This window comes from Trichocoleus sp. DQ-A1, assembly GCF_039961955.1.
GTDB lineage: Bacteria > Cyanobacteriota > Cyanobacteriia > Cyanobacteriales > FACHB-T130 > FACHB-T130.
The window spans coordinates 261254-282914 of sequence record NZ_JAMPKE010000002.1 but is presented as its reverse complement, the minus strand read 5'-3'; the positions used below and the strand labels follow the sequence as shown (position 1 = coordinate 282914).

The 21661-nt window shown below is 47.8% G+C and carries 20 protein-coding genes; 12 read left to right on the top strand and 8 right to left on the bottom strand.

Annotated features, from left to right (window positions below):
- Positions 1-80: 80 nt before the first annotated feature.
- Positions 81-2384 (top strand): serine/threonine phosphatase, encoded by a 2304-nt coding sequence (locus NDI33_RS03745; protein WP_190674400.1) that lies wholly within the window; start codon positions 81-83, stop codon positions 2382-2384.
- 77 nt (positions 2385-2461) lie between these two features.
- Entirely contained in the window at positions 2462-3736 is a 1275-nt protein-coding gene (locus NDI33_RS03740) for a protein kinase (RefSeq protein ID WP_190674397.1), read from the top strand.
- Here NDI33_RS03740 and NDI33_RS03735 read toward each other — a convergent pair.
- Entirely contained in the window at positions 3733-3954 is a 222-nt protein-coding gene (locus NDI33_RS03735) for a DUF4327 family protein (protein WP_190415607.1), read from the bottom strand. The two genes, NDI33_RS03740 and NDI33_RS03735, sit on opposite strands and share 4 nt — an antisense overlap.
- Positions 3955-4266: 312 nt before the next feature.
- Here NDI33_RS03735 and NDI33_RS03730 point away from each other — a divergent pair, with 312 nt between their 5' ends.
- Positions 4267-5151 (top strand): lipid kinase, encoded by an 885-nt coding sequence (locus NDI33_RS03730; RefSeq protein WP_190429421.1) that lies wholly within the window; start codon positions 4267-4269, stop codon positions 5149-5151.
- A gap of 23 nt (positions 5152-5174) precedes the next feature.
- Here NDI33_RS03730 and NDI33_RS03725 read toward each other — a convergent pair whose 3' ends face one another.
- Both NDI33_RS03725 and cimA read right to left on the bottom strand, forming a co-directional pair.
- Positions 5175-5936 (bottom strand): Uma2 family endonuclease, encoded by a 762-nt coding sequence (locus NDI33_RS03725; RefSeq protein ID WP_190674686.1) that lies wholly within the window; start codon positions 5934-5936, stop codon positions 5175-5177.
- Between the two features lie 123 nt (positions 5937-6059).
- On the bottom strand, positions 6060-7721 hold the full coding sequence (gene cimA, locus NDI33_RS03720; protein WP_190674394.1) for a citramalate synthase: 1662 nt from the start codon (positions 7719-7721) through the stop codon (positions 6060-6062).
- Between the two features lie 106 nt (positions 7722-7827).
- On the opposite strand from cimA, the gene NDI33_RS03715 reads away from it, so the two are divergent.
- From NDI33_RS03715 to NDI33_RS03705, 3 genes are all read left to right on the top strand, one after another.
- The gene (locus tag NDI33_RS03715; protein ID WP_190674390.1) at positions 7828-8166 is read left to right on the top strand and encodes a 2Fe-2S iron-sulfur cluster-binding protein; all 339 of its coding nucleotides are present in this window, start codon (positions 7828-7830) and stop codon (positions 8164-8166) included.
- 114 nt (positions 8167-8280) lie between these two features.
- Entirely contained in the window at positions 8281-8808 is a 528-nt protein-coding gene (locus NDI33_RS03710; protein ID WP_190674684.1) for a hypothetical protein, read from the top strand.
- Between the two features lie 4 nt (positions 8809-8812).
- On the top strand, positions 8813-9580 hold the full coding sequence (locus NDI33_RS03705; protein WP_190674387.1) for an ATP-binding cassette domain-containing protein: 768 nt from the start codon (positions 8813-8815) through the stop codon (positions 9578-9580).
- Between the two features lie 99 nt (positions 9581-9679).
- On the opposite strand, the gene NDI33_RS03700 is transcribed toward NDI33_RS03705, so the two are convergent.
- The gene (locus tag NDI33_RS03700) at positions 9680-10078 is read right to left on the bottom strand and encodes a biopolymer transporter ExbD (protein ID WP_190415598.1); all 399 of its coding nucleotides are present in this window, start codon (positions 10076-10078) and stop codon (positions 9680-9682) included.
- A complete protein-coding gene (locus NDI33_RS03695; RefSeq protein ID WP_190415596.1) occupies positions 10062-10712 on the bottom strand; it encodes a MotA/TolQ/ExbB proton channel family protein in 651 nt (216 codons plus the stop codon). The genes NDI33_RS03700 and NDI33_RS03695 overlap by 17 nt, the downstream gene beginning before the upstream one ends.
- Before the next feature lie 312 nt (positions 10713-11024).
- Between NDI33_RS03695 and NDI33_RS03690 the strand changes: the two genes are divergently transcribed.
- The 4 genes from NDI33_RS03690 to NDI33_RS03675 all read left to right on the top strand — a co-directional run bounded on the left by NDI33_RS03690 (position 11025) and on the right by NDI33_RS03675 (position 18540).
- Complete coding sequence (locus NDI33_RS03690) at positions 11025-13166, top strand: energy transducer TonB (protein WP_190674384.1); 2142 nt, start codon at positions 11025-11027, stop codon at positions 13164-13166.
- 76 nt (positions 13167-13242) lie between these two features.
- Entirely contained in the window at positions 13243-13983 is a 741-nt protein-coding gene (locus NDI33_RS03685; protein ID WP_190674381.1) for a tetratricopeptide repeat protein, read from the top strand.
- Between the two features lie 603 nt (positions 13984-14586).
- Entirely contained in the window at positions 14587-17127 is a 2541-nt protein-coding gene (locus tag NDI33_RS03680; protein ID WP_190674379.1) for a TonB-dependent siderophore receptor, read from the top strand.
- Positions 17128-17352: 225 nt separating this feature from the next.
- Positions 17353-18540 carry a PepSY-associated TM helix domain-containing protein gene (locus NDI33_RS03675; protein ID WP_190674375.1) on the top strand — a complete coding sequence of 396 codons (1188 nt, stop codon included), beginning with the start codon at positions 17353-17355 and terminating at the stop codon, positions 18538-18540.
- Positions 18541-18583: 43 nt separating this feature from the next.
- On the opposite strand, the gene NDI33_RS03670 is transcribed toward NDI33_RS03675, so the two are convergent.
- Positions 18584-19369 carry a winged helix-turn-helix domain-containing protein gene (locus NDI33_RS03670; RefSeq protein ID WP_190428949.1) on the bottom strand — a complete coding sequence of 262 codons (786 nt, stop codon included), beginning with the start codon at positions 19367-19369 and terminating at the stop codon, positions 18584-18586.
- A 464-nt stretch (positions 19370-19833) separates the two neighbouring features.
- Here NDI33_RS03670 and NDI33_RS03665 point away from each other — a divergent pair, with 464 nt between their 5' ends.
- Positions 19834-20229, top strand: a complete 396-nt coding sequence (locus NDI33_RS03665; RefSeq protein ID WP_348245616.1) for a hypothetical protein — start codon at positions 19834-19836, stop codon at positions 20227-20229.
- A gap of 119 nt (positions 20230-20348) precedes the next feature.
- Positions 20349-20597 (top strand): DUF6761 family protein, encoded by a 249-nt coding sequence (locus NDI33_RS03660; RefSeq protein ID WP_190415582.1) that lies wholly within the window; start codon positions 20349-20351, stop codon positions 20595-20597.
- A gap of 382 nt (positions 20598-20979) precedes the next feature.
- On the opposite strand, the gene grxD is transcribed toward NDI33_RS03660, so the two are convergent.
- Positions 20980-21303, bottom strand: coding sequence for a Grx4 family monothiol glutaredoxin (gene grxD, locus NDI33_RS03655; RefSeq protein ID WP_190415580.1), 324 nt, complete (start codon positions 21301-21303; stop codon positions 20980-20982).
- Between the two features lie 69 nt (positions 21304-21372).
- On the bottom strand, positions 21373-21633 hold the full coding sequence (locus NDI33_RS03650; RefSeq protein ID WP_190415578.1) for a BolA family transcriptional regulator: 261 nt from the start codon (positions 21631-21633) through the stop codon (positions 21373-21375).
- Positions 21634-21661: the final 28 nt, after the last annotated feature.

Genomic DNA, 21661 nt, shown 5'->3' with positions numbered 1-21661 from the left:
TGTGACGTGGCAAACTAGATCGCAGTTACTTTGTCTCCCTTAAGTAAACACATCACACGGGAATTGAGGAAGTTCCAGCCATGCTTGTCTGTCCCCAGTGTCAGTTTGAAAATCCAAATACCAACAAGTTTTGTCAAAAATGTGGAACTTCCCTAACTCACAAAGTTTGCCCTGAATGCACCACTCAAGTGCCATTTAATCTCGTAGAGTGTCCCAATTGTGGTGCTACGACGGGAACGGTGTGGTGGGCGATTCTCTCGAAAGATTCAAACTCGCAAGTCGCCGCAGTCGCCTCTCCTACGCTTGCGCCGGAAGCGGCAGCAGCTCATTCTAGCGGGAATATGGAAGTTACAATCGCTCCATCTGCTGAAATAACACAGCCGTTAACGGCTGCGGCTTCAGACACGGATACAATGCCAGCAGACGTTACATCTGAGCCAGACGGGGCAACTGTATCTGTGTCAAACGCTTCAGGGGCCGGGGAGTTGCAGGCAACCTCTTCACTAGAGGAAAACACTTTATTCGCAAATTCTTCAGCTTCTACAATGTCACCCTCCGCATCTGTTTCATCAACAGATGCTCAGACTCCAATGGCGGAGAACGAATTAACCGCCTCAAGTTCGGCTGCGGACATTTCCACACAGACAACCCCTGAAAATAGCAGTAGCGGGGAGACTCAATTAACGCCACAGGTTGTATATTTAGACCCTCAACAGCGTTATCAATTGCTAGACTCCCTACCGACCAATTCGGACAGCGCTGAGGTGATGGTGAGAGTTTTGGATTGCCAGCCGTTCCAAAAAGCTCCGCTGACCGCCATTATGGAGCAGCTACAAGGTGCTGAAGCAGCAAATGCTGCAAGTAACTCAGAATCGATGTCTTCTTCGGCGGAATCGGTCAAAAACCGTAATTTTATTGACCAGACGCTGAATGTAAATTCTTTAGCCGCCAAAAGTATTCCCAATATTGCACAAGCCTATTTGGATTTACAGAATAAGTTGTCCCCGACCCTGCCAGCGATTCACGATGCATGGCAGCAGGACAGAACTTCCGTTGTGCTGTTAGAAGACCGTTCCCAGTGGCCTCTCCTGAATGACTTGGACAATGATGCTCAAATTCCGCTGTTGCAGATTTTGTACTGGCTAGATGAAATGACGAAATTGTGGGTAGCACTAGAACCCTGGCAAATGCGTCAGAGTCTGCTGGAGCTATCAAATCTGCGGGTGGATGAAGATCAGACACTGTGCCTGCAACGCTTGTATAAAGAGCCAGCCAACGCAACCCTGTCACTCGAAAATTTGGGGCAAGTGTGGCAAAAATTATTTGAACTATCAGGGCGATCGCAATTAGATTCTCTGGATCAACTTTTGGTTAACCTACAAAGCGGTAAGATTCAAACCCCCTTAGAGCTGAGAGCGCAGCTACAAGCGATCGCTCAAGAACAAGAAGATTCACAAACCTCAAAAACTCGGATTCAGCCACCCCTCACCTCAGAAGATCGCGTTCCTGACACCAGCGAGGGCGATGATATGCCCACCATCATCCTGCCGATGCAGTTGCTCAGTCTCGACGATGCGGGTACCACGGATATCGGGCGGCAACGCGAACACAATGAAGACAACTTCGGCATCAACACAGAAGTTAAAAAGCAGGAAACTCCAATAGGTCGAACCGTCCAAGCGCGGGGGCTGTATATTCTCTGCGATGGAATGGGAGGACACGCTGGGGGCGAAGTGGCAAGTGTGATGGCGGTGGACACCGTCAGGCGCTATTTCCAAGACAATTGGCAAAACCGTTTACCAACAGAAGACCGCATTCGAGAGGCAGTGCTTTTAGCCAATAAAGCGATTTTTGATATTAACCAACAGCAAGAACGCTCTGGCTCTGGACGAATGGGGACGACCCTTGTCATGGTTTTGATTGAGGATACGAAGGTAGCGATCGCTCATGTTGGGGATAGCCGCCTGTATCGTCTCAGCCGCAAACGCGGTTTAGAACAAATTACAATCGACCACGAAGTGGGTCAACGGGAAATCCAGCGCGGGGTAGACCCTGCCATCGCCTACGATCGACCTGATGCTTACCAGCTGACCCAAGCTTTGGGACCGCGAGACGAGAATTTTGTCCGTCCTGATGTCCAATTTTTGGAACTCAATGAAGATACTTTATTGCTTCTGTGTTCCGATGGTTTATCAGACAACGACCTCATAGAAACTCACTGGCAAACTCACCTTTTGCCTCTCTTAAGTTCTAGAGCCAACTTAGATCAGGGTCTTTTGCAACTCATTGACCTCGCCAATCAGCACAACGGTCACGATAACATCACAGCGGTGGTTATCCGAGCGAAAGTGCGACCAAACCTGGATCAACATCAGATGTTTTAAAAGTTTTGAATTTTGAGTTTTGAGTTTTGAATTCAAACTTAAAACTCAAAACTTAAAACTAATAACTCAAAACTATTATGGTTACGCTGACCCTTCTCGATCCATCGTCTACCTCTCCGCAGCAGTGGAACTTCCAAAGAGCCTCCACGATTCGGATTGGTCGCGCTCCTGATAATGACGTAGTTCTGAATGATGGCATGGTTTCCAGGCACCATCTAGAACTTCGGAGAGTAGGCAACTCATCTAGTAGCAACGGAGGCACCCCATCCGTCCAATGGTTGTTGGTCAATCAAGGCACGAACGGCACCTTTGTCAATGGCATCCTGATTTCTCAGGGGATGGTATCAGATGATTCCCTCATTCAACTGGCGCGAGGAGGCCCGGTACTGAAATTTCAACTCAGCAGCAAAGAAGAGCCAGCAACCCTCTCTCAGAAGTCTGGAGAAAGGGCACGCAGTATTCCAATCCCACAGCCAGCAGTCAGTTCTGAAGCAGCTTGTTCTCACGCCGGAAATCCGCCGGGGAATTTGTTCTGCATCCACTGCGGGCAACCTCTAGTAAAGATACATCGCCACATCCGTCAGTATCAGGTGTTGCGGACGCTAGGACAAGGAGGAATGGGCACCACTTACCTTGCCTGGGACCCTGAACGTTTGCGCGGGGAGGCTCTCGTGGTGTTAAAGGAAATGAATGCCGATATGGCACAAAATTCTAAAGCCAGAGAACTCTTTGAACGAGAGGCTCGTACCCTCAAGACACTGCATCATTCAGGGATTCCGCAGTATTATGACTTTTTTGTAGAGGCTGGCAAGAAATACCTGGCAATGGAGCTGATCCAAGGCGAGGATTTAGAAAAGCGCACCTATCTAAAGGGACCAGTACATCTCAAACAGGCGATTGAGTGGATGATTCAAGCCTGTGACATCTTGGGCTATATCCACAGTCAAGATCCGCCCCTCATTCACCGGGACATTAAACCGGCAAATTTGATGGTGCGCTTTCGGGACAATCAGGTGGTTGTTTTGGATTTCGGGGCAGTCAAAGAAATTGGCACGCCACCAGGCACACGCATTGGTGCCCCAGATTATAGCGCCCCAGAACAAGATCGGGGTCAGCCAGTGACACAATCAGATTTATATGCAATCGGGCCGACCCTAATTTTTCTATTAAGTGGTGAAAGCCCCCAAAAGTTTTATAAACGAAAGGGGATGGGTTACAGATTCAATGTCGAAGGGATGCCGACAATTACACCCCAACTGCGGATAGTGATAGAGAAAGTGACAGAACCCCGACCGAGCGATCGCTATCAATCAGCATGGGAACTTTCCCATGCTTTAACCGCCTGCCTTTAATCCTCGTCTTCCCAAGCTTCAACCGCCAGCAGTTCGCTGACTGGATCTTGCATGGTAAATCCAAATTCCAACAGTTCTTTTTTCCAGTAAGACCACTCATCTCCATAGAGGAGAGCGATTTTCCAGAGTTTATCTGTGGGCTTGATAATATTCGATGTTACAAGTGAATGCATTTGACGCTGCATTTTCACCATTGGGTGAATTACTTGCTGAGTCATAGGGTCTAGAAATCAGTTTTGTAAATACTACGAAGTAAAAAAGCTTCCCGCTTCTGAGATTTAATGCGTAGAATTCTATGCGCTAGGGAAGCAATCCTTTATCCTTGTAGCGTATATTAGGGTGTTCTGGCAAGTGTTTTGACAAGTTTTGTACGGAAATTACTACCGTCGCATCCCTTAAGAGCGATTGGAAGCTCCTTTGCAACACAACTAGACAGTATCGCAGGCTGCAATCGGAAGCATATACTTGAGGCTGGGAGGATTGGGGTAATTTCTTTATACCAATGACCGATTTCCCTCAAAACAATGCAAATGAGTCAGCGGGCACTGCTATTAGTGAATCCGAATGCTCGACGAGGTCAAGACGCCAGACGGCAAGCAGTTGAACAATTGCAACAACTGGGTTTTGAACTAGTAGAGGAAAAGAGTGAAAATCCCAAGCAGTTTTCTGAACTTATTCGGAAACACTGCCAACAGGTTGATTTGGTCATCATTGGGGGTGGAGATGGCAGTGTCAATGCAGCAGTCGAAGGATTGCTAGATACTGACTTACCTTTGGCAATTTTGCCTTTAGGCACCGCCAATAATCTGGCAAGAACCCTAAATATTCCCCAGTCGCTGCCAGAAGCTTGTCAAATCATTGCCAATGGTCAAATTCAACGGATTGACTTGGGCTGGGTGAACGGACAGTATTTTTTCAATATTGCCAGTCTGGGACTGAGTGCAGAAGTAAACCGCAGAGTCTCCAAAAGATTGAAGCGGCATTGGGGCGTTTTTGCTTATATTGCTACAGCAGTGCAAGTTATTTCGACTGTGCGACCGTTTTGGGTTGATATCCACTGGGAAGGTCAGTCTATCGAAGTCAAAACTTTGCAGATTACGGTGGGGAATGGTCGCTATTACGGCAGTGGCTTAGTGATTGCGGATGATGCCACCATTGACGACCAAAGGCTGGATCTGCATAGTTTGGAAATTCAGCATTGGTGGGAAACCCTGCCGTTGGTATTTGCTGCTTTGCGGGGAAAATCTGCGATAGGTAGGGGGGTGCGTACCATCCAGGGTAAAGACATTGAGTTATATACTCGAAAACCTTATCCAATTAATACCGATGGGGAAAGAACAACGGAGACGCCAGCCCGATTTCGGGTGATTCCGCAAGTTCTATCGGTTTTTGTGCCTTCATCTAGCAAAAGGTAGATAGATAGGGTAAGAGCGATCGCTTACTCTAGATCGATACCGAGCGATCGCAGTCGTTCAGCCAATCGTTCGGCGCGTTGTCGTTCTTGTTCGAGTTGGGATTGAGCCTGTTGAGCTTGCGATTGTGCTTGTTCGAGTTGGGATTGAGCCTGTTGAGCTTGCGATTGTGCTTGCTGAGCGCGTTCTACTGCCTGTTGAGCGGCTTCCTCCGGAGTCGGGACGCGATCGCCTTCTGGAGTAAAGTAGTGTAGCTGTCCCTGTTCTACGCCCAGATACAAGCCTAGCTCCTCACTCCAACGCCAGCCCTTTTCATTTGGGGCAATTTCCTGATATTGATTTCCCATCAATCGAAAACCTTGAAATTCCAGCGTATCTGGGGAAAACCAGAAATATTCCGGCGTGCGGAAGCGGTCTTGATACAAGTCTTTCTTCAAACTGCGGTCTGTCGTAGCGGTAGAAGTTGATAGCAATTCGATAATCAAATTGGGATACTTGCCATCTTCTTCCCACACCACCCAAGCATTGCGAGGATGTTTTTGAGTTTGCTTGACTAAGAAGAAATCGGGACCCCGAAAATCACGATTTCTCAGTTGTTGCCGACTAAAATAAATCGTGAGATTGGCACCGATAAAAAAATCCTCTCTTTCGCGCCACAGCCATTCCAGACAAGTGACAAGCAACAGCAGTTGCATATAGTGTAAAGAACTTTCCATTTCTGGCTCATCACTGTACAGTTGACTGGCATCAGGCATCATCGCATCTAGTTGCTGGGCAGTTAAAGTCATCTTCTCTCCCTCGCACTGGTTTAGCTTTATTGTGGCGGATGAGAAAGCGATCGCGCCTGAGGATTTTCTCATCACGCGATCGCCATCAAAACTTATCGAGAAAGACGTAAGTTACTCTGGTTTCTACAATTGTGTCGTTGCAACTTCTGTCGTCCGACTTGCTGAAGATTGCAACAGCAAACCGTACTCAATTCCCTCGACGACTGCCTGATAAGAAGCTTCCAGAATATTGCTAGAAACCCCCACAGTTGCCCAGCGCTGATGACCGTTGCTGGATTCCACGAGAACGCGAGTTTTGGCTGAAGTCCCCGCACCACTGTCGAGAATCCGCACTTTGTAGTCGGTCAAGTGAAATACAGCAATTTCTGGATAGAAATTGACTAAAGCTTTGCGTAATGCAGCATCCAACGCCGAAACGGGACCATTTGCTTCCGCAGCTTCCAAAATATCTTTGCCATTGACAGCGACTTTCACCGTGGCAAGGGCGTTTGCATTCCTGACAATATCGCAGTGGACTTGAAAGCCTTTGAGTTCAAACATTTGCTGTCGCTGCCCCAATGCCTCGCGCATCAGCAAATCGAAACTTGCTTCTGCTGCTTCAAACTGATAGCCTTCATTCTCTAGTTCCTTGAGGCGGCGTAAAAGTTGGCGACAGGCGGGATCTTGCTTATCTAGGTCAATGCCAAAGCTGCGAGCCTTTGCCAAAATATTACTTAATCCAGCTTGGTCGGAAATCACAATTCGACGCTCGTTGCCGACTTGTTCTGGCTGAATATGTTCGTAAGTCAACGGGTTGCGCTCAACCGCTGAAACGTGGACACCGCCTTTGTGAGCAAATGCAGAGCGACCCACAAACGGTGCGTGTTCATCGGGAGCAAGATTGACGACTTCGCTAATTGAACGACTGGCTGCTGTCAGATGTAGCAGTTGTTCGTCTTGAATACAGTCATATCCCAGTTTGAGTTGCAAATTGGGAATCAAAGAGCAAAGGTTAGCATTACCGCAGCGTTCGCCGTAGCCGTTGATGGTGCCTTGCACCATTTTGACTCCTTCCATGACAGCGGCTAAAGCATTCGCCACTGCTGTATCAGAATCATTGTGCGTGTGAATGCCGAGCAGGGGGAGGTTTTGAGTTTTGAACTCACTGTTGGCTTCTGACTGCTGAGCGCTGATTCCGATTACACTGGCAACATCCCGGACAATTTGGCTAATTTCGTGGGGAAGCGTGCCGCCATTGGTGTCGCAGAAAACGAGCCATTCTGCACCGGCTGCGATCGCACTATCTAAGGTCTTGAGCGCATAATCCCGATTGTGCTTATAGCCATCAAACCAGTGTTCGGCATCGTAAATTACCCGCCGCCCCTGACTGCGGAGATATTCAATCGTATCTCCGATCATCGCCAGATTTTCTTCTAAGCTGGTCTTCAGACCTTCTGTAACTTGTAAATCCCACGATTTGCCAAAAATCGTCACCCAGCGCGTCCCCGCCGCGAGAATGGGCTGCAACATCGGATCTTCTGCCGCAGTTGTATTTGGACGGCGAGTAGAACAAAAAGCGACAACTTCCGCGGAGGAAAGCGGTTCTTCTTTCAATTGCCAAAAAAATTGTACATCTTTGGGATTCGCCCCAGGCCAACCGCCTTCAATGAACGGAACGCCTAATTTATCTAGCTTTCGGGCAATTCGCAACTTGTCTTCGAGTGACAGCGATAGCCCTTCGCGTTGGGCACCGTCGCGCAATGTCGTGTCGTAAATCCAAATTCGGTTTGTTTGATCTGAGTGCATGGGAAGTTGTCGCCGAGGGAGAAAATTTAACAGCTAATTTTGTAAAGAACTGTAAAAATAAAGTGAAGATAAATTGTCACTCAAGAGGCTCGTTGAATCCATCATTATGCCAAAGGTAACAGCTCAAGGAAAAACGTTTGAGTGGAGTACGGGTGCTAACCTGCGTAAAGTGCTACTGGAAAATGGCATCGACCTCTACAATGGCAAGGCAAAAATCATTAATTGCCAGGGGATTGGCACCTGTGGCACCTGTGCAGTGGCAGTAGAAGGAAACGTTTCCGAAGCCAACTGGAAAGATAAAACCAGGCGATCGCTTCCTCCTCATTCTCCCACGGCAAACCGTCGCTTAGCTTGTCAAACCCAGGTTTTAGGAGATGTCAAAGTAACCAAATTTGATGGATTTTGGGGACAAGGCACTCAAACGGTTTGGACGCGGCAACAATAAACAATTTCAGTTTTAAATTTTAGATTTTGAGTTAAAAGCGTGTCACAAAATCTTGATTTACAGTCGGAATCAGCCCAGTCGGAATCAGCGCAACCCAGTCATTTCGTTTTTCGCATTTCCCCCCTGATTCGCATCACCTTGATGGCACTTTACCTGGCACTGACGATTCCGCTACCGTTTTTGTCACAGGCATCTGCGTCACCCGTACCGCCTTGGTTGCTGTGGTTGGGAATTGCCTTAGGGTTAGTCCCGTTATCTGGCGTCCTCAGCGAACGAGTGATTGTGGATGATGAAAAAATCCAGGTCACTTATCCTCGCTGGGTTCCCGGTTTCTTCCGCAAGGGTTGGTCGTTAGCTTGGGCAGAAGTCAAAGATTTAAAATTTCGCTCGACAGGGCAAGGTGGAATCGTTTATTACTTTATAAGTAAGTCAGAGCAAAAAGCTTATTTGCTACCGATGCGGGTCGTTGGCTTTGCTCGGTTAGTTAAACTGGTGGAAGACAAGACGGGAATTGATACAACTGATGTTCGTCCTTTGTCTCAGCCTTGGATGTATCTAATTTTGTTAGTGTTCTCGCTGCTGCTTTTTGTTACAGATGCGTGGACAATTTGGATGGCGACTACACAAGGACAATTGACATAATTTTTTGAACTACGAAGACACGAAAGCACAAAAAAATTTGCTGCGGCTGGAACGGGTAAGCCTTGCAGCGCCAGTTGGTTCGCAGTATTTATTGAAGGAGATTTCGTTTGAGGTATTTCCGGGCGATCGCTTGTGTTTAATTGGCCCTTCTGGTGCCGGAAAAACCTCGCTGTTGCGACTATTAAACCGGCTATTAGAACCCACTGCTGGCACAATTTACCTAGAAAATCAAGATTACCGAAAGCTTCCGATTATCCCGTTACGGCGGCAGGTAATGTTGGTTTCTCAAGAACCAAAACTTTTGGGAATGACGGTCAGAGATGCCTTAGCTTATCCTCTAGTTTTGCAAGGAGTCACAAAACAGGTAATTCAGCAACAATTGCTCAAATGGATCGAGCAACTACACATCCCAGAAGATTGGTTAGGGCGAATGGAAGTTCAACTGTCGCAAGGACAGCGGCAATTGGTTGGAATAGCTCGCGCCTTGATGATTGAACCTAAAATTTTATTATTTGATGAACCGACATCTGCCCTAGATGCGGGTCGTGCTGCTTACGTCCTGCAAGTATTGACACAATTGTGCAACGAGGGAAAAACGACAGTGGTGATGGTCAATCACCAGTTAGATTTAGCTCAAATGTTTTGCAATCGGGTTTTGTATTTGCAGGATGGGCAGTTGCTTGAGGATGTCTCAGCAGCACAGATAGACTGGACTAATTTACGCGATCGCTTTATCCAAGCAGAAGCACAAGCTGCTCAAGATTGGGGTTAAGGGTAATTAGTAATTGTCATTGGTGATAAGTCATTAGTTAGTAGGAACAAACTAATGACTATCGACTGATAACAAATAATCTTTTACCCAATGGACGGATTATTTCTTCGTAGCGATTGCTAATTTTGCACCTTTAACTTTACGCAACTGATCCATCACCGCCACGACTTGACCGTGATTAACTCCTTCATCAGCATTTAGCACGACAAGGGTTTCTTGCTCAGATGGAATTAGCGATCGCACTCCTGTTTCCAGTTCCTCTAAATCAATGGGCTGGCGGTTGAGTGCGATTTCTCCCTCCTCGTCAATTGACACTGTAACGGGTGTCGATTTTTGAGCTTGTCCGGTCGCTGCTTTCGGCAAATTTACCGATAGTCCTTCTGAACGGGTCAAAAATAGCGTGGACATGATGAAAAAGGTCAAAATGGCGAAGATTACATCGATCATCGGCACGATGTTAATCTGGACTGGGATATCCGGCTCATCGGGTAGTCGCATAGGAAGGCTCTCCTTTTTCATAACGGCGACGGTATAACAGTTCTAACTGACCGCCGTACTCTTGAATGTGCGCTGACTGCCTCTGATAGAAGCCGCGAAAGGCATTTGAAAACACGAGGACAAAGATCGCCACAATTAACCCGCTGGCGGTGGAAACTAACGCCTCGCTAATCCCTGCTGTAACACCGACTGTCTGGCTGCCTCCTACGCTCCCTAGCGTCAGTGAGGCAAAGGAGGTAATCAATCCCAAAACCGTTCCCAGCAACCCCAACAGAGGGGAAAGGGCGATAATCGTTTCAAACACCACATTGAATCGCTTCAATCCCGGTAACTCTGCTTGCGCTTCACTTTCCAACGCTAATCGAAATTCTTCTGGATTGGGTTGTTCCAGTTCCAATGCTGCCAAAAAGATTCGCGCAATCGGCAAGTCAACATTCTGCTTTAGCCGATGCACAGCAGCTTCGGGATCGTGCTGATAAAGCTTCATCACATCTCGGACAACCCGACCTTGCCGTCGGTTAATGCGATACCAAAATCTTGAACGCTCTATTACGAGAGCGATCGCTAATATAGAAAATGCTAGGAGTGGCCACATGACCACGCCGCCCGCCGCAAAAAGATTACTAATTCCCATCTAAGTTTCTCTAGGGCACTCAACAAGGCTTAGCCTACCAGCTTTCTTGAGTCTTAAAGCTGATAGAAGTTCTCAAGAGAAATTAAACCTAATGAGAATCTATGTCAAGCAGTTCTCCACAACTTGGGGAATAATGATTTTTGTTGAGTAATTTTAATAGAACCGTTGAAAAGGTTGAGAAGCCTATCAACGAAAGGTTTGGAGAGGGTTTGGCTAAGGTGATAGCAGCCCATTTTACTGGTTCTCCCTCTTGACATTTACTTCAGTGCATCTTACCTTGACCAAACAAGTGCAAATAACTTGCAATAATATATGGGCTTGTCAACTGTTGCTGTTCAGCAGCGAGAAAAAGAAGAAGAGGCTCTGAGGTCTTTTATTGCCTATAGCCTTATCGGTTCCCTAGCACTCCATATAGGGGCGTTGGCGACGAGCAATCGTTGGGTGAAAACATCTGACATCATTGCACAAGAGCCAATGGAAGTTGTGGTTCTCGATCCTGAGAATCTTGAAGCTTTGGAACCAGAGGAAGATACACCAAAAGAAGATCAACAAGAGCAGACGCCATCGTCAGCAAGTTCAGTTGCAGCCGGAGGCTCTCGCATACTTACGGGTTCTAGGCAGGAATCGGAAGAAGGTTCAGTTGCAGCAGAGAGTTCGAGTCAAAGCAGTACACCCGATACCAGTGCTGCTGCGCCAACATCTCAACCTCGTACGGAACCAAAAGCGATCGCTCGCTCTCCACTAGTAGCGTCGCAACCCGCGCCTACACGCCCTGAAGTGGTACCGCAGCCAGTGCGACAGCCGCTTGCAGTAAATTTACCTCCGTTCCGACCCGCTCAAAAGCCCAAACGAGTCGAGCAACGAGTCGATCCCGATCGAGTGGCAAGCGTGCCACCCACACCAGTAGAAAAGACGTCTTTGGAACGCACTGACGAACCCAATCGAACAAGTAACTCGCAGCCGATTCCCCAGCCTAGATCGGTTGCCGTTGCGCCGTCTTCACAAAATGACAAGCCAGCAGCGCCAACACAAGCGAGTCCATCTTTCCAGCAACAAACATCTGAAAGATTTAGAGATTTGGTTAGAGGAATCACTGGCTCCAGACAAACTCAAGAAAGTGCAGGAAATAGTGGCAGTCAAACTGATAAAAGCAGTGCTGTCGGCGGATCTACTGTTGCAAGCGGATTGGGAAGCCTGCTAGGCAGTGGTTCTGGGACGGGCAGCAGCACTCAAGGCTCAGGACAAGGAAGCGGTACCGGCAATGGCTTGGGTACCGGCAATGGCTTGGGTACCGGCAATGGCTTGGGTACCGGCAATGGCTCTGGTAGAGGCAATGGCTTGGGTACGGGTACAGGCAATGGTTCGGGCAATGGCTCAGGTACCGGCAATGGCTTAGGTACCGGCAGTGGCTCTGGTAGAGGCACTGGCACCAGCAAAGAACCGGGAAGCGGAAGGGATGTAGCGATAGTTCCAGAAAATTTCAAACCGAGAACCGAGCCAAGAACTGAGCCAAGAGACAGGGATGAAGAACGTCCTTCGAGAAGATCGGGATCAAGCCGAATCGGTTGCGTTAAATGTGACAAGCCCGACTATCCAAGCAATGCGAGACGGCAAGGCGTCGAAGGCGCATCCAAAGTCAGTGTTGATGTTGACGACAAAGGAAATGTTACTAATGTTCGGCTGTCGCGTTCCAGCGGTAGCAGCGAACTTGATGAAGCTGCCGTGAGAGCCGCCAGAAATTGGAAGTTCGATTCTTCCTCTGGTAGACGACAGGGGGTTGTGGCTTCAGTTGATTTTCAGCTAGAAGGATCGGAGCGATCGCGTCGTTCTCGCGAACGTCGTCGCACAGAATCGGCATCTTCCAGCCGTAGCTCGGAGTCATCGACTCCCCGGCGGCGGCGGCGTTTGGAAACAGCTTCTTCTTCCACGAGTGCCTCGGAAACACGCCGGATTAGTCGGCGGCGGCGTTTGGAAACGGCTTCTTCTTCCACGAGTGCCTCGGAAACACGCCGGATTAGTCGGCGACGGCGTCTGGAAACAGCTTCTTCTTCCACGAGTGCCTCGGAAACACGCCGGATTAGTCGGCGACGGCGTCTGGAAACAGCTTCTTCTTCCAGGAGTGCCTCAGAAACACGCCGGATTAGTCGGCGACGGCGTCTGGAAACAGCATCTTCTTCCAGGAGTGCCTCAGAAACGCCGCGTCGTTCTCGGCGGCGGGTCGAATCTGCGGCTGCCAGTCCGTCCCAGCAAGCCCCACGGGCACGGCGGCGGCGGGTGGAATCTGCCTCTAGTTCGACCTCTAGACCGTCACGGCAAGCCCCACGGGCGCGGCGGCAGCGGCGTCTGGAAGCCGGTTCAGCAAGTCAGGCACAACAAGCTCCACGGGCGCGGCGGCGGAGAGCTGCACCTTCCTCAGCAGAATCATCGGGTTCAGCTACTACGAACAATGAATAATTGCCTCTCAACCAGAGTGGGTATAGACTCTTGAACTGATTGTTGAATACCCAATCACTCGTCACTAAGTAGATTTATGAACATCAAGACAGCGATCGCAATTCTAGGAGTTGTTATCGGAGTGGGTGGAGTGAACCCTGTAGTTCGTGCCCAAACTAAACCATCCCCCACTCCTACCAGTCCTCAAATCAAACCATCCCCCGCTCCTACTAGTCCCCAAATTAAACCGTCTGCGCCTACCAGTCCTCAAATTAAACCGTCTGCGCCTACCAGTCCTCAAATTAAACCGCCTGCGTCTACTAGTCCTCAAATTAAACCGCCTGCTCCCAGCAGTCCCCGCCTCCAAGGGAATCCTGAGGCGCTGCTCCAACAGGGTTTGGACAAACTTGATGCGGGAGACTACAAGGCAGCCGTCGATCTGTTGTCGAAGGTGCTAGAAGTAAATCCCAATGATACGGAAGCTTACTATAACCGAGCCGTAGCTCTTGTTGAGCTAGAGGACTACGAGAAAGCGATCGCTGATTACAGCAAAGTGTTGCAACTCGATCCCAAGGATGATGAAGCTTATTTGAATCGAGGACTAGCTCGGACTGAGTTAGAAGACGACGCCGGAGCGATCGCTGATTACAGCGAAGTTATCAAACTAAAGCCCGATCAAGCAGAAGCTTACTATCAGCGAGGAATCGCTTATGCTCAGCTAGAGGAAGATAATAAAGCGATTGAAGACCTTCAGAAAGCCTCTGAACTCTTCGCTGAGCAAGGCAAGCCAGATGAGTCCAAAGAAGCACTGGCGCTGATCAAAAAACTTCAGCCATAGCCTGAATCGAGAGGCTGAGCGACGCTCAGCCTCTCAGCGTTTTTTTGAATTTGATGTGATAGATTTTTGACCTGCGCCGCCGCTTCAGGAGTCGCGCTTCAGGAGTCACTAAGTGTGTTAGGGTTTTTTCGCTGATTTTTCAGACACTCTAGTTTCGCGTGTAGAGTTGGCGCGTGTAGAGATTGGCTGCGATCGCCCTCGTGATTTCTCTAAGACTCAATATTTTGTAGCCATCGGATCGATTAACAAGGCGAAAAGCAATCGTTCTCCACTCTATACCAGCCTGCTGGTGGATTAAATTCGCCTTTCTTGAATAACTTTCTTAATTAGAGAAAACACTTTTATGAGGTTTTGTCAATTATTCGCTTGCTTAACTTCTTTAACCAATGTTTAAAGAAGTTAAGCTTGAGCCAATTACTGAAGAACAAATGCCCAAAACTAGCCATTTGTCAATCTTTCTCGTAGGCGATGCCTCTAAATTTTTTCACTTGACTTTTGCACAGGCGTCGTTTTATCTTAACCACACTAATGATAATTACTTGCAATAAAAATCAGGCTTGTTAACCAAGACCTGGGTGCATAAATTAGGTGTGTGGAAACGGAATGAAACTACAGCAATTACTTCCTGGCTTGTTGCTCGCAGGCTCAGTTGTCATGACAGTGGCTCAGCCAGTACGGGCTGATGTCGTAGTAACAGGTGTGCAACTCAACTCAACACCCGACGGCTTACAAGTGATTTTGCAGACGACAAATGGAGCAGCGCCCCAAGTGGTCACATCCAGCTATGACCAAACCCTGCTCATTGACCTGCTTAACGCCCAGCTAAGCCTTCCAGAAGGGGATACGTTTACTCAGGACAACCCAGCTTTCGGCATAACTTCTTTAACCGTAAACCGCTTGTATGGCAACAGTGTTCGGGTAACGATCAAAGGCGTCGCAGAACTGCCAGTCGCAGAAGTCGTGCCGAGTCCGCAAGGAGTGGTACTCAGCTTAACAACCGCCTCCGAAACAGCAGAGGCTTCCCCTCCTAGCCAAACGCCAGAGACGGCTGACTTTGAGCCTTCTGAGTCGCCCCAGACCCCTTCAGAGGCTGAACCTGGTGACGAAACCCAACCAGATGCAGATGCTTCAGTTGAAGAGCCAGAAGAAATTGAAATAGTAGTGACGGGTCAGCAAGAAGGCGGATATAGAGTCATCGACGCCACAACCGCCACGCGAACCGATACACCCTTGCGCGACGTTCCTCAGTCGATTCAGGTTGTCCCTCGACAGGTGATTGAGGATCAACAAGTCGTAAGAATCACAGAAGCCGCACGCAACGTCAGTGGCGTTGTGAGAAGCGAGGGTTATGGAGGCGCTACTGATAACTACACCATCCGGGGATTTGCCATCTCCAGTAACCTGAGAAATGGTTTCAGCGATGGCGGTTTTTACTCATTAACGGATGTCGCCAACATCGAACGAGTCGAAGTTCTCAAAGGGCCAGCTTCGGTGCTTTATGGTCAGATTGAACCGGGTGGTGTCGTGAATTACATCACCAAGCAACCGCTGAGCGAACCTTATTATGCCGCTTCATTTACGGCTGGAAGTTACGACTTCTATCGCCCATCGATAGATATTTCTGGCCCCCTCGATCCTGACAAAAATGTATTGTATCGATTGAATGTTGCCTATGAGAATTCAGGTAGTTTTAGAGATTTCGTAGACAGCGAGCTTTTCGTGGTTGCACCTGTCTTAAGCTTCAAGATTACCGATAAAACTACCTTAACCCTGGAGTATGAGTACCTAGATCTCGATCGAACTTTCGACCGAGCCTTTCCACCGCTAACTGCGATGTTTGATCTTCCCATTAGTCGTTATTTAGGAGAACCCAACGACAGTTACAACCATAGAAGCCATAAAGCTAGTTATGTTCTGGATCACCGTTTTAGCGAAAATTGGCGGCTCCGGAATGCTTTTTCAGCTCAAATCGTTGATACAGAGCGTAAAAATGTCCAAGCACGTACCTTCCAATTAGAGGGAGATGGACGCACCTTACGGCGAAGATATAATGACTCTGATGAAAACAGAGAAGATTATTCTCTGCAAACAGACTTGGTAGGCAAATTTAATACTGGCTCGATTAATCATCAACTTCTCATTGGGCTTGAGTTAAGTAAAATTAGAAATGGCTACACATTACGCAGAGCAAATTTCCCTTCAATTGATATTTACAATCCAGTTTACGGGTTTCCTCGTCCAAACAGTTTCGGTGACGCCTTTGGCAGAGAAGAAAACACTAATACGTTAGGTATCTATGTACAAGACCAGATAACATTGTTGCCAAATCTGAAATTACTGATTGGCGGTCGATTTGATTCGGTCGATCTTGACATCGAAGATGTTTCAGACGCTTTGAATAGAAGCGAAGCTGAAAAATCCAGCCGTTACTTTGAAGCCTTTTCACCCCGTGTTGGAATTGTTTATCAGCCGATAGAACCAATTTCACTCTATGCCAGTTACAGCCGCTCTTTTCGACCAAATATTTTTGCTTTTACGTCGAACGGACAGCTAATAGAGCCTGAAAGAGGTACCCAATACGAAGCCGGAATTAAAGGCGAATTTTTAGATGGCAGATTGTCCACGACGCTGGCAGCTTACCAGATAACGAAAACAAACGTTGCCACGGCAGATCCCAATGATAGTGATTTCTCAATTGCAGCGGGAGAAGTTAAGAGCCGAGGCATCGAATTGGACGTGAGGGGAGAAATTAGACCCGGTTGGAATGTTATTGCATCTTATGCCCATATGGATGCTTTTGTTAGCAAAGATGAGAGCCTTCCTGAAGGGGACGAATTGGTTAACGCGCCAAATAATAGCGCTAGCTTGTGGATGACTTATGAATTCCAAAGAGGTTCTCTGCAAGGGTTAGGTTTTGGAGCTGGAGTATATTTCGTGGGGGCGCGGGAAGCAGAGCTTCCAAATACCATCGAAATCCCTTCGTATTTGAGAACTGATGCCGCTATCTTCTATCGGCGGAACAATTACCGCGCTGCTCTGAATATCAAGAATCTCTTTGATATCAAATATTACGATTCTCAGGGCTTCTTAGTTTACCCCGGAGCGCCTTTAACTTTGTTGGGGACATTTGGGGTGGAATTTTGATGTTTTAGGCTCTGGCTAAGCGGTTAATCTGGTATCCTCAACGCCATTCTGGTTAAAGCTCAATACTTTTCGATGAGTAAGTTTCATCGCTCAGAGATCCTCCCAACCCCCTTTTTTGAGGGGGACTATGTTTCTCTATTTGAGAGGAACTAGCCTTACTGAAAAGTATTAGATTAAACCCGCCCTGAGGAAGCCAGAAGACAAAATTCAAAGGAAGTCTTGCTGATGAAATTACGCAAACTTGCATTGATACTGCACCGCTATGTGGGTGTAATATTCGGTCTTCTGATACTTGTAATCGGATTGACGGGAAGCGCTTTAATCTTTCACGAAGAGATCGAGCGCGCTCTCAATTCTCATTTACATCAGGTTGCTCTGCAAGGCGAATCGGCTTCTGAGAGCCTGCGCGATCGCATATCCCCAGATTCAGCTTTACAGATCGTCCGCTTAGCCTATCCAGACTTGACGCTGTCTTATATCGATCTGCCGCGAAAGCCAGACTCGGTATACACGGTGGGGATGGAATCAAAGAAAGATGAGTTTATCTACGCTTATGTCAACCCCTACACTGGAGCCATCCTTGGCACACAACAGTGGGGACGTACGTTGATGACTTTCGTGTATGATATCCACTTCTCTCTCCTCGCTGGCAAGGTTGGCGAGAAAGTCGTTGGGATTTGTGGCTTGTTGCTGTTGCTGCTGAGCGTCTCTGGGATGATTTTATGGTCTGGTTGGAGAAGGCTCCTTTCCGGCTTCCAGATCAGGTGGCAAGCTCCCTGGCAGCTGGTCAACTATGACCTCCATAAGGTCGGGGGTATCGTGTCTGCTGTGTTTCTGCTCCTGATTGCTTCCACAGGAGCCGCAATGATTTTTCACGCGGAAACAGAGCCAGCAGTCTACTGGCTAACACAGACGCCACAACCTACTCCCTTAACGTCCACACCTCAAGTGGGCAAGTCACCTTTGACACTCAAAGAAATTTTGCCCAAAGCTGATGCGGCGTTGCCAGAAGGCAAAACCACCTTCATTTCTCTTGCTAGTAAACCGGATGGAATCGTCAGGGTCACGAAGAAATTGCCCCAGGAAATCCGCCCAGATGGTCGTAGCCGTGTCTATCTCGACCAGTACAGTGGGAAGGTCTTGCGGGTGGAAAATGCGCTGACGGTACCTCTAGGAACCCGGATTATGAATGAGCTGTTTACTTTGCACATTGGGATTTATGGTGGGCTGGGAATGCGGATTTTGTATGTGTTCGCTGGCTTGACCCCCACCGTTCTATTTATCACTGGCTTTGTGATGTGGCGACAGCGCCAGTGGGCGATCGCTCGTCGTCAAGAAGCGATCCGTCAGAGTCAGGGAATCCCAGAACCTCGCCCGAAAATCTACCCAACAACTGAAGTGCCTTGGATTTGAGGTGGGTGGCAAAGTTTATCTTATCTATCTTAAAAATTGATACTTAGCGGTGGCGGTTCTGTCCGCCTAGCATGGCAGGGGTAGCATGAGCAGGGAGCGGTTTGGAATCGTTCTCAATTATTGAGGCAACTGGTTCTGCTCCCTTAAGAATCTCTGGATTAAACCGATAGCCCACGTTGCGGACAGTTTGAATCATGCTGGGTTGTCGAGGATCGGTTTCAATTTTCTTGCGTAGGGAGAGGACGTGAGTATCAATAGTGCGTGGATTATCGATAGCGTCAGGCCAAGCGCGGCGCAGTAGTTCGGAACGGCTCAGCGCTACTCCTCCAGCCTGTGCCAGAACGTAAAGCAGGCTGAACTCTTGGGGCGTCAGGTCAATGAATTCTTCTTTGAAGCGGACGCGGCGCTGCACTAAGTCTATTTTTAGGTCGCCATAATCTAGGGATATCGGTGCGGCTGTGACGCGAACGCGGCGAACTAGCGCCTCAACCCGCGCCATAAATTCTTGCATCCCAAATGGCTTGGTCAAATAATCGTCGGCTCCCGCTTTTAACCCAGCGACAATATCGGCTTCCATACTGCGGGCGGACAGCATCAAGATGAGTACCTGTCCCTGTTGATGAAGCCATCGGCAAAATTCAATTCCATCGCCATCTGGCAGGTCGGAATCAAGGATTACGAGTGCGGGTTGGCGAGTATAAAACGTTTCTCTACCTTGATGAACGCCAGCGGATTGACACACCCAGTAGCTTGCTTGCTGTAAGTGCCAGCCCAGTAGCGATCGCAGGTGCGGGTTCCCCTCGATGATCTGAATGCAAATCGATCCCACGGTGGCATGCTTCCCTTCAAGCTGGTGAGATTTAGCTTAACAAAGCTTATGTCAGGATTCTGTAACCAGGGCTACGAGGGGTCTAGGCTATACAATTAAAAATTAAAAGTGATAAATTAAAAAAAATCTATTGAAACTCAAACTTTTGTTTTATATTTTTAATACTTTAAAAGAAATATTACAGATTTAGGGCGAGTCTGAAGTCAAAGCTGCCATTTCACCAAGCAGTCAGTAAAATGAAAGTTAACGAAGGGTAACGTTTAGTCAAGTTTACTGAACAATGCCATGCCAAAAGCTTCCGATGACCAAATTAGTATACCTAGCTAAAGCAAGCAGGATGTCTTTCCTACTAGAAACCCACTGAGCGAGGCACAAGGCATGAGCGAGGCAAAAGGCATGAGACAAATCGCGTTTTGGATATACCAGGCATGGGACAACAGGCAAATCTATCCTGGTAATCGGAAATGTGGTTAAAAAACCGGAATTTTATTGACAAAAGCTTGAAATCATGCTTCCCACAGGGACAGTCTTTGTCAACCGGCGGTTTAAACAAGCTAACGACTAAATGGCAGTGCTTGCTGGAAAAGATGGCACAAATCGCTCGACAGGGGCATGACGTTGAGGATCAAGTTTTCTACGATGAAACTAAAGTGAGAGCGATCGCGCAACTCGCTGCTCTCGGCGGGATGAGTTTTGGTGTTATTCCCTTAATTTTCAAGGAACACAACCAAGCGTTCTTTCATCACCAAACTGGGGTGCATTCGTTTTCGGTTTCCGCACCGCAACTCCAAACCGCTGTAGTTCTGGTTAAGACACTAGCCTTAACTGAAGCAAACCCGAAGTACGCTTGCGTTTTCTAGCGCCTAGCGCCTAGCGCCCTTAATGAGTTGCCAGAATCAAAGCTAACCGCTTAGAGCGAAAGTTTCCTTCTTGCGACTTCACCCCTTATACTTCTAATTCAAACCTGATACTTCCGACCATGCTACAGGACTCTCAAACCATCCGCTACTACCAAAGACTCACCGACGCCCTCGTCGAAATGTGGAATCGGGGTTATCGTTTCGATGATTTGCGGCTGTTTTTAGATGGCTATCTCGCAGCTATGCGTCATTCTAACGTTCTGGAACCCTTTCTCATCCACCGCTTAGAAGAAGAAGTTACCCGTTACATTTACGATCCATCCAACTTTGACATGACCCAGACTCAACCTAAATCGGACTATTATTAGTTCGGGTTAGCTGCTTTGGTCAAGCTGAGGCTATCAGCATCAGCCTTGCCATCGTTGCCTGTGGATAATGTGGTTAAATTGCCCACAGGGATCGGGTTTGGGTAGACAACAGCGATCTTCCGGGTGCTGTTTATCTTTGAAGTTCAGCAGCTTCGGAATTTTTATACAGCCGATAAGGAAAAATTTGAAAAAAGAGCGATCGCCCTTAGTATCGTTTACGTCCTAGTCCAGTCAATAATTTTATTTAGGATGATTTAGGCTGCACAGCTTTTGAATGAGCTTTTAAATTTAGTCGCAAGTTATCCTAAACCCAGTAAAAATTCCCTCCTAGATTCTTAATTTGAAGAACTAGGAGGGAATTTTCAGTTCGTATCCCAAAGCTTTAGGAAGCTAAGGCAACTTCAACCATTTCCTGCAATTCGCCCTTTTGATACAGTTCAATCAGAATGTCTGAGCCGCCAACAAACTGACCATCAACGTAAACTTGGGGAATGGTAGGCCAATTAGAATATTCCTTAATTCCCTGCCGGATTTCCCAGTCGTCCAAAATATCAATCGTGTGGTAGGGTACGCCCAAAGTATTCAGAATTTGTACCACATTGTTAGAAAAACCACACTGGGGCATCAGCTTATTGCCCTTCATAAAGACCACAATCTTATGCTCTTTGAGCAAGCTGTCAATCCGCTCTTTTAGTTCTGGCGTCATAGTTCTGCTTGGAATGCCTCTATTTTCTAGTGTAATGCCAGTGCGCGAGAACGCAATTTTTATTCAGGTTCAACCTCGCTTGGTAGCAGCCTCCCAATCTTGGGGAGTATAGGTTTTCAGTGCTAGAGCATGAATCGCTTCTGTAGCCATCGCTTGCTGCACTGCACCGTAAACCAGTTGGTGCTGTTGTACAAGCCTTTTGCCTTCAAACTGCGACGAAACCACTGTCACTTGGTAATGGTCGCCACCGCCAGTCAGATCCTGAACTTGAATCTGGGCATCTGGCATTTTGGCTTTGATCATCGCCTCTACCTGATCTGGGCTAACCATTTAAACTCCCGTATCACTTCAAGTTGCT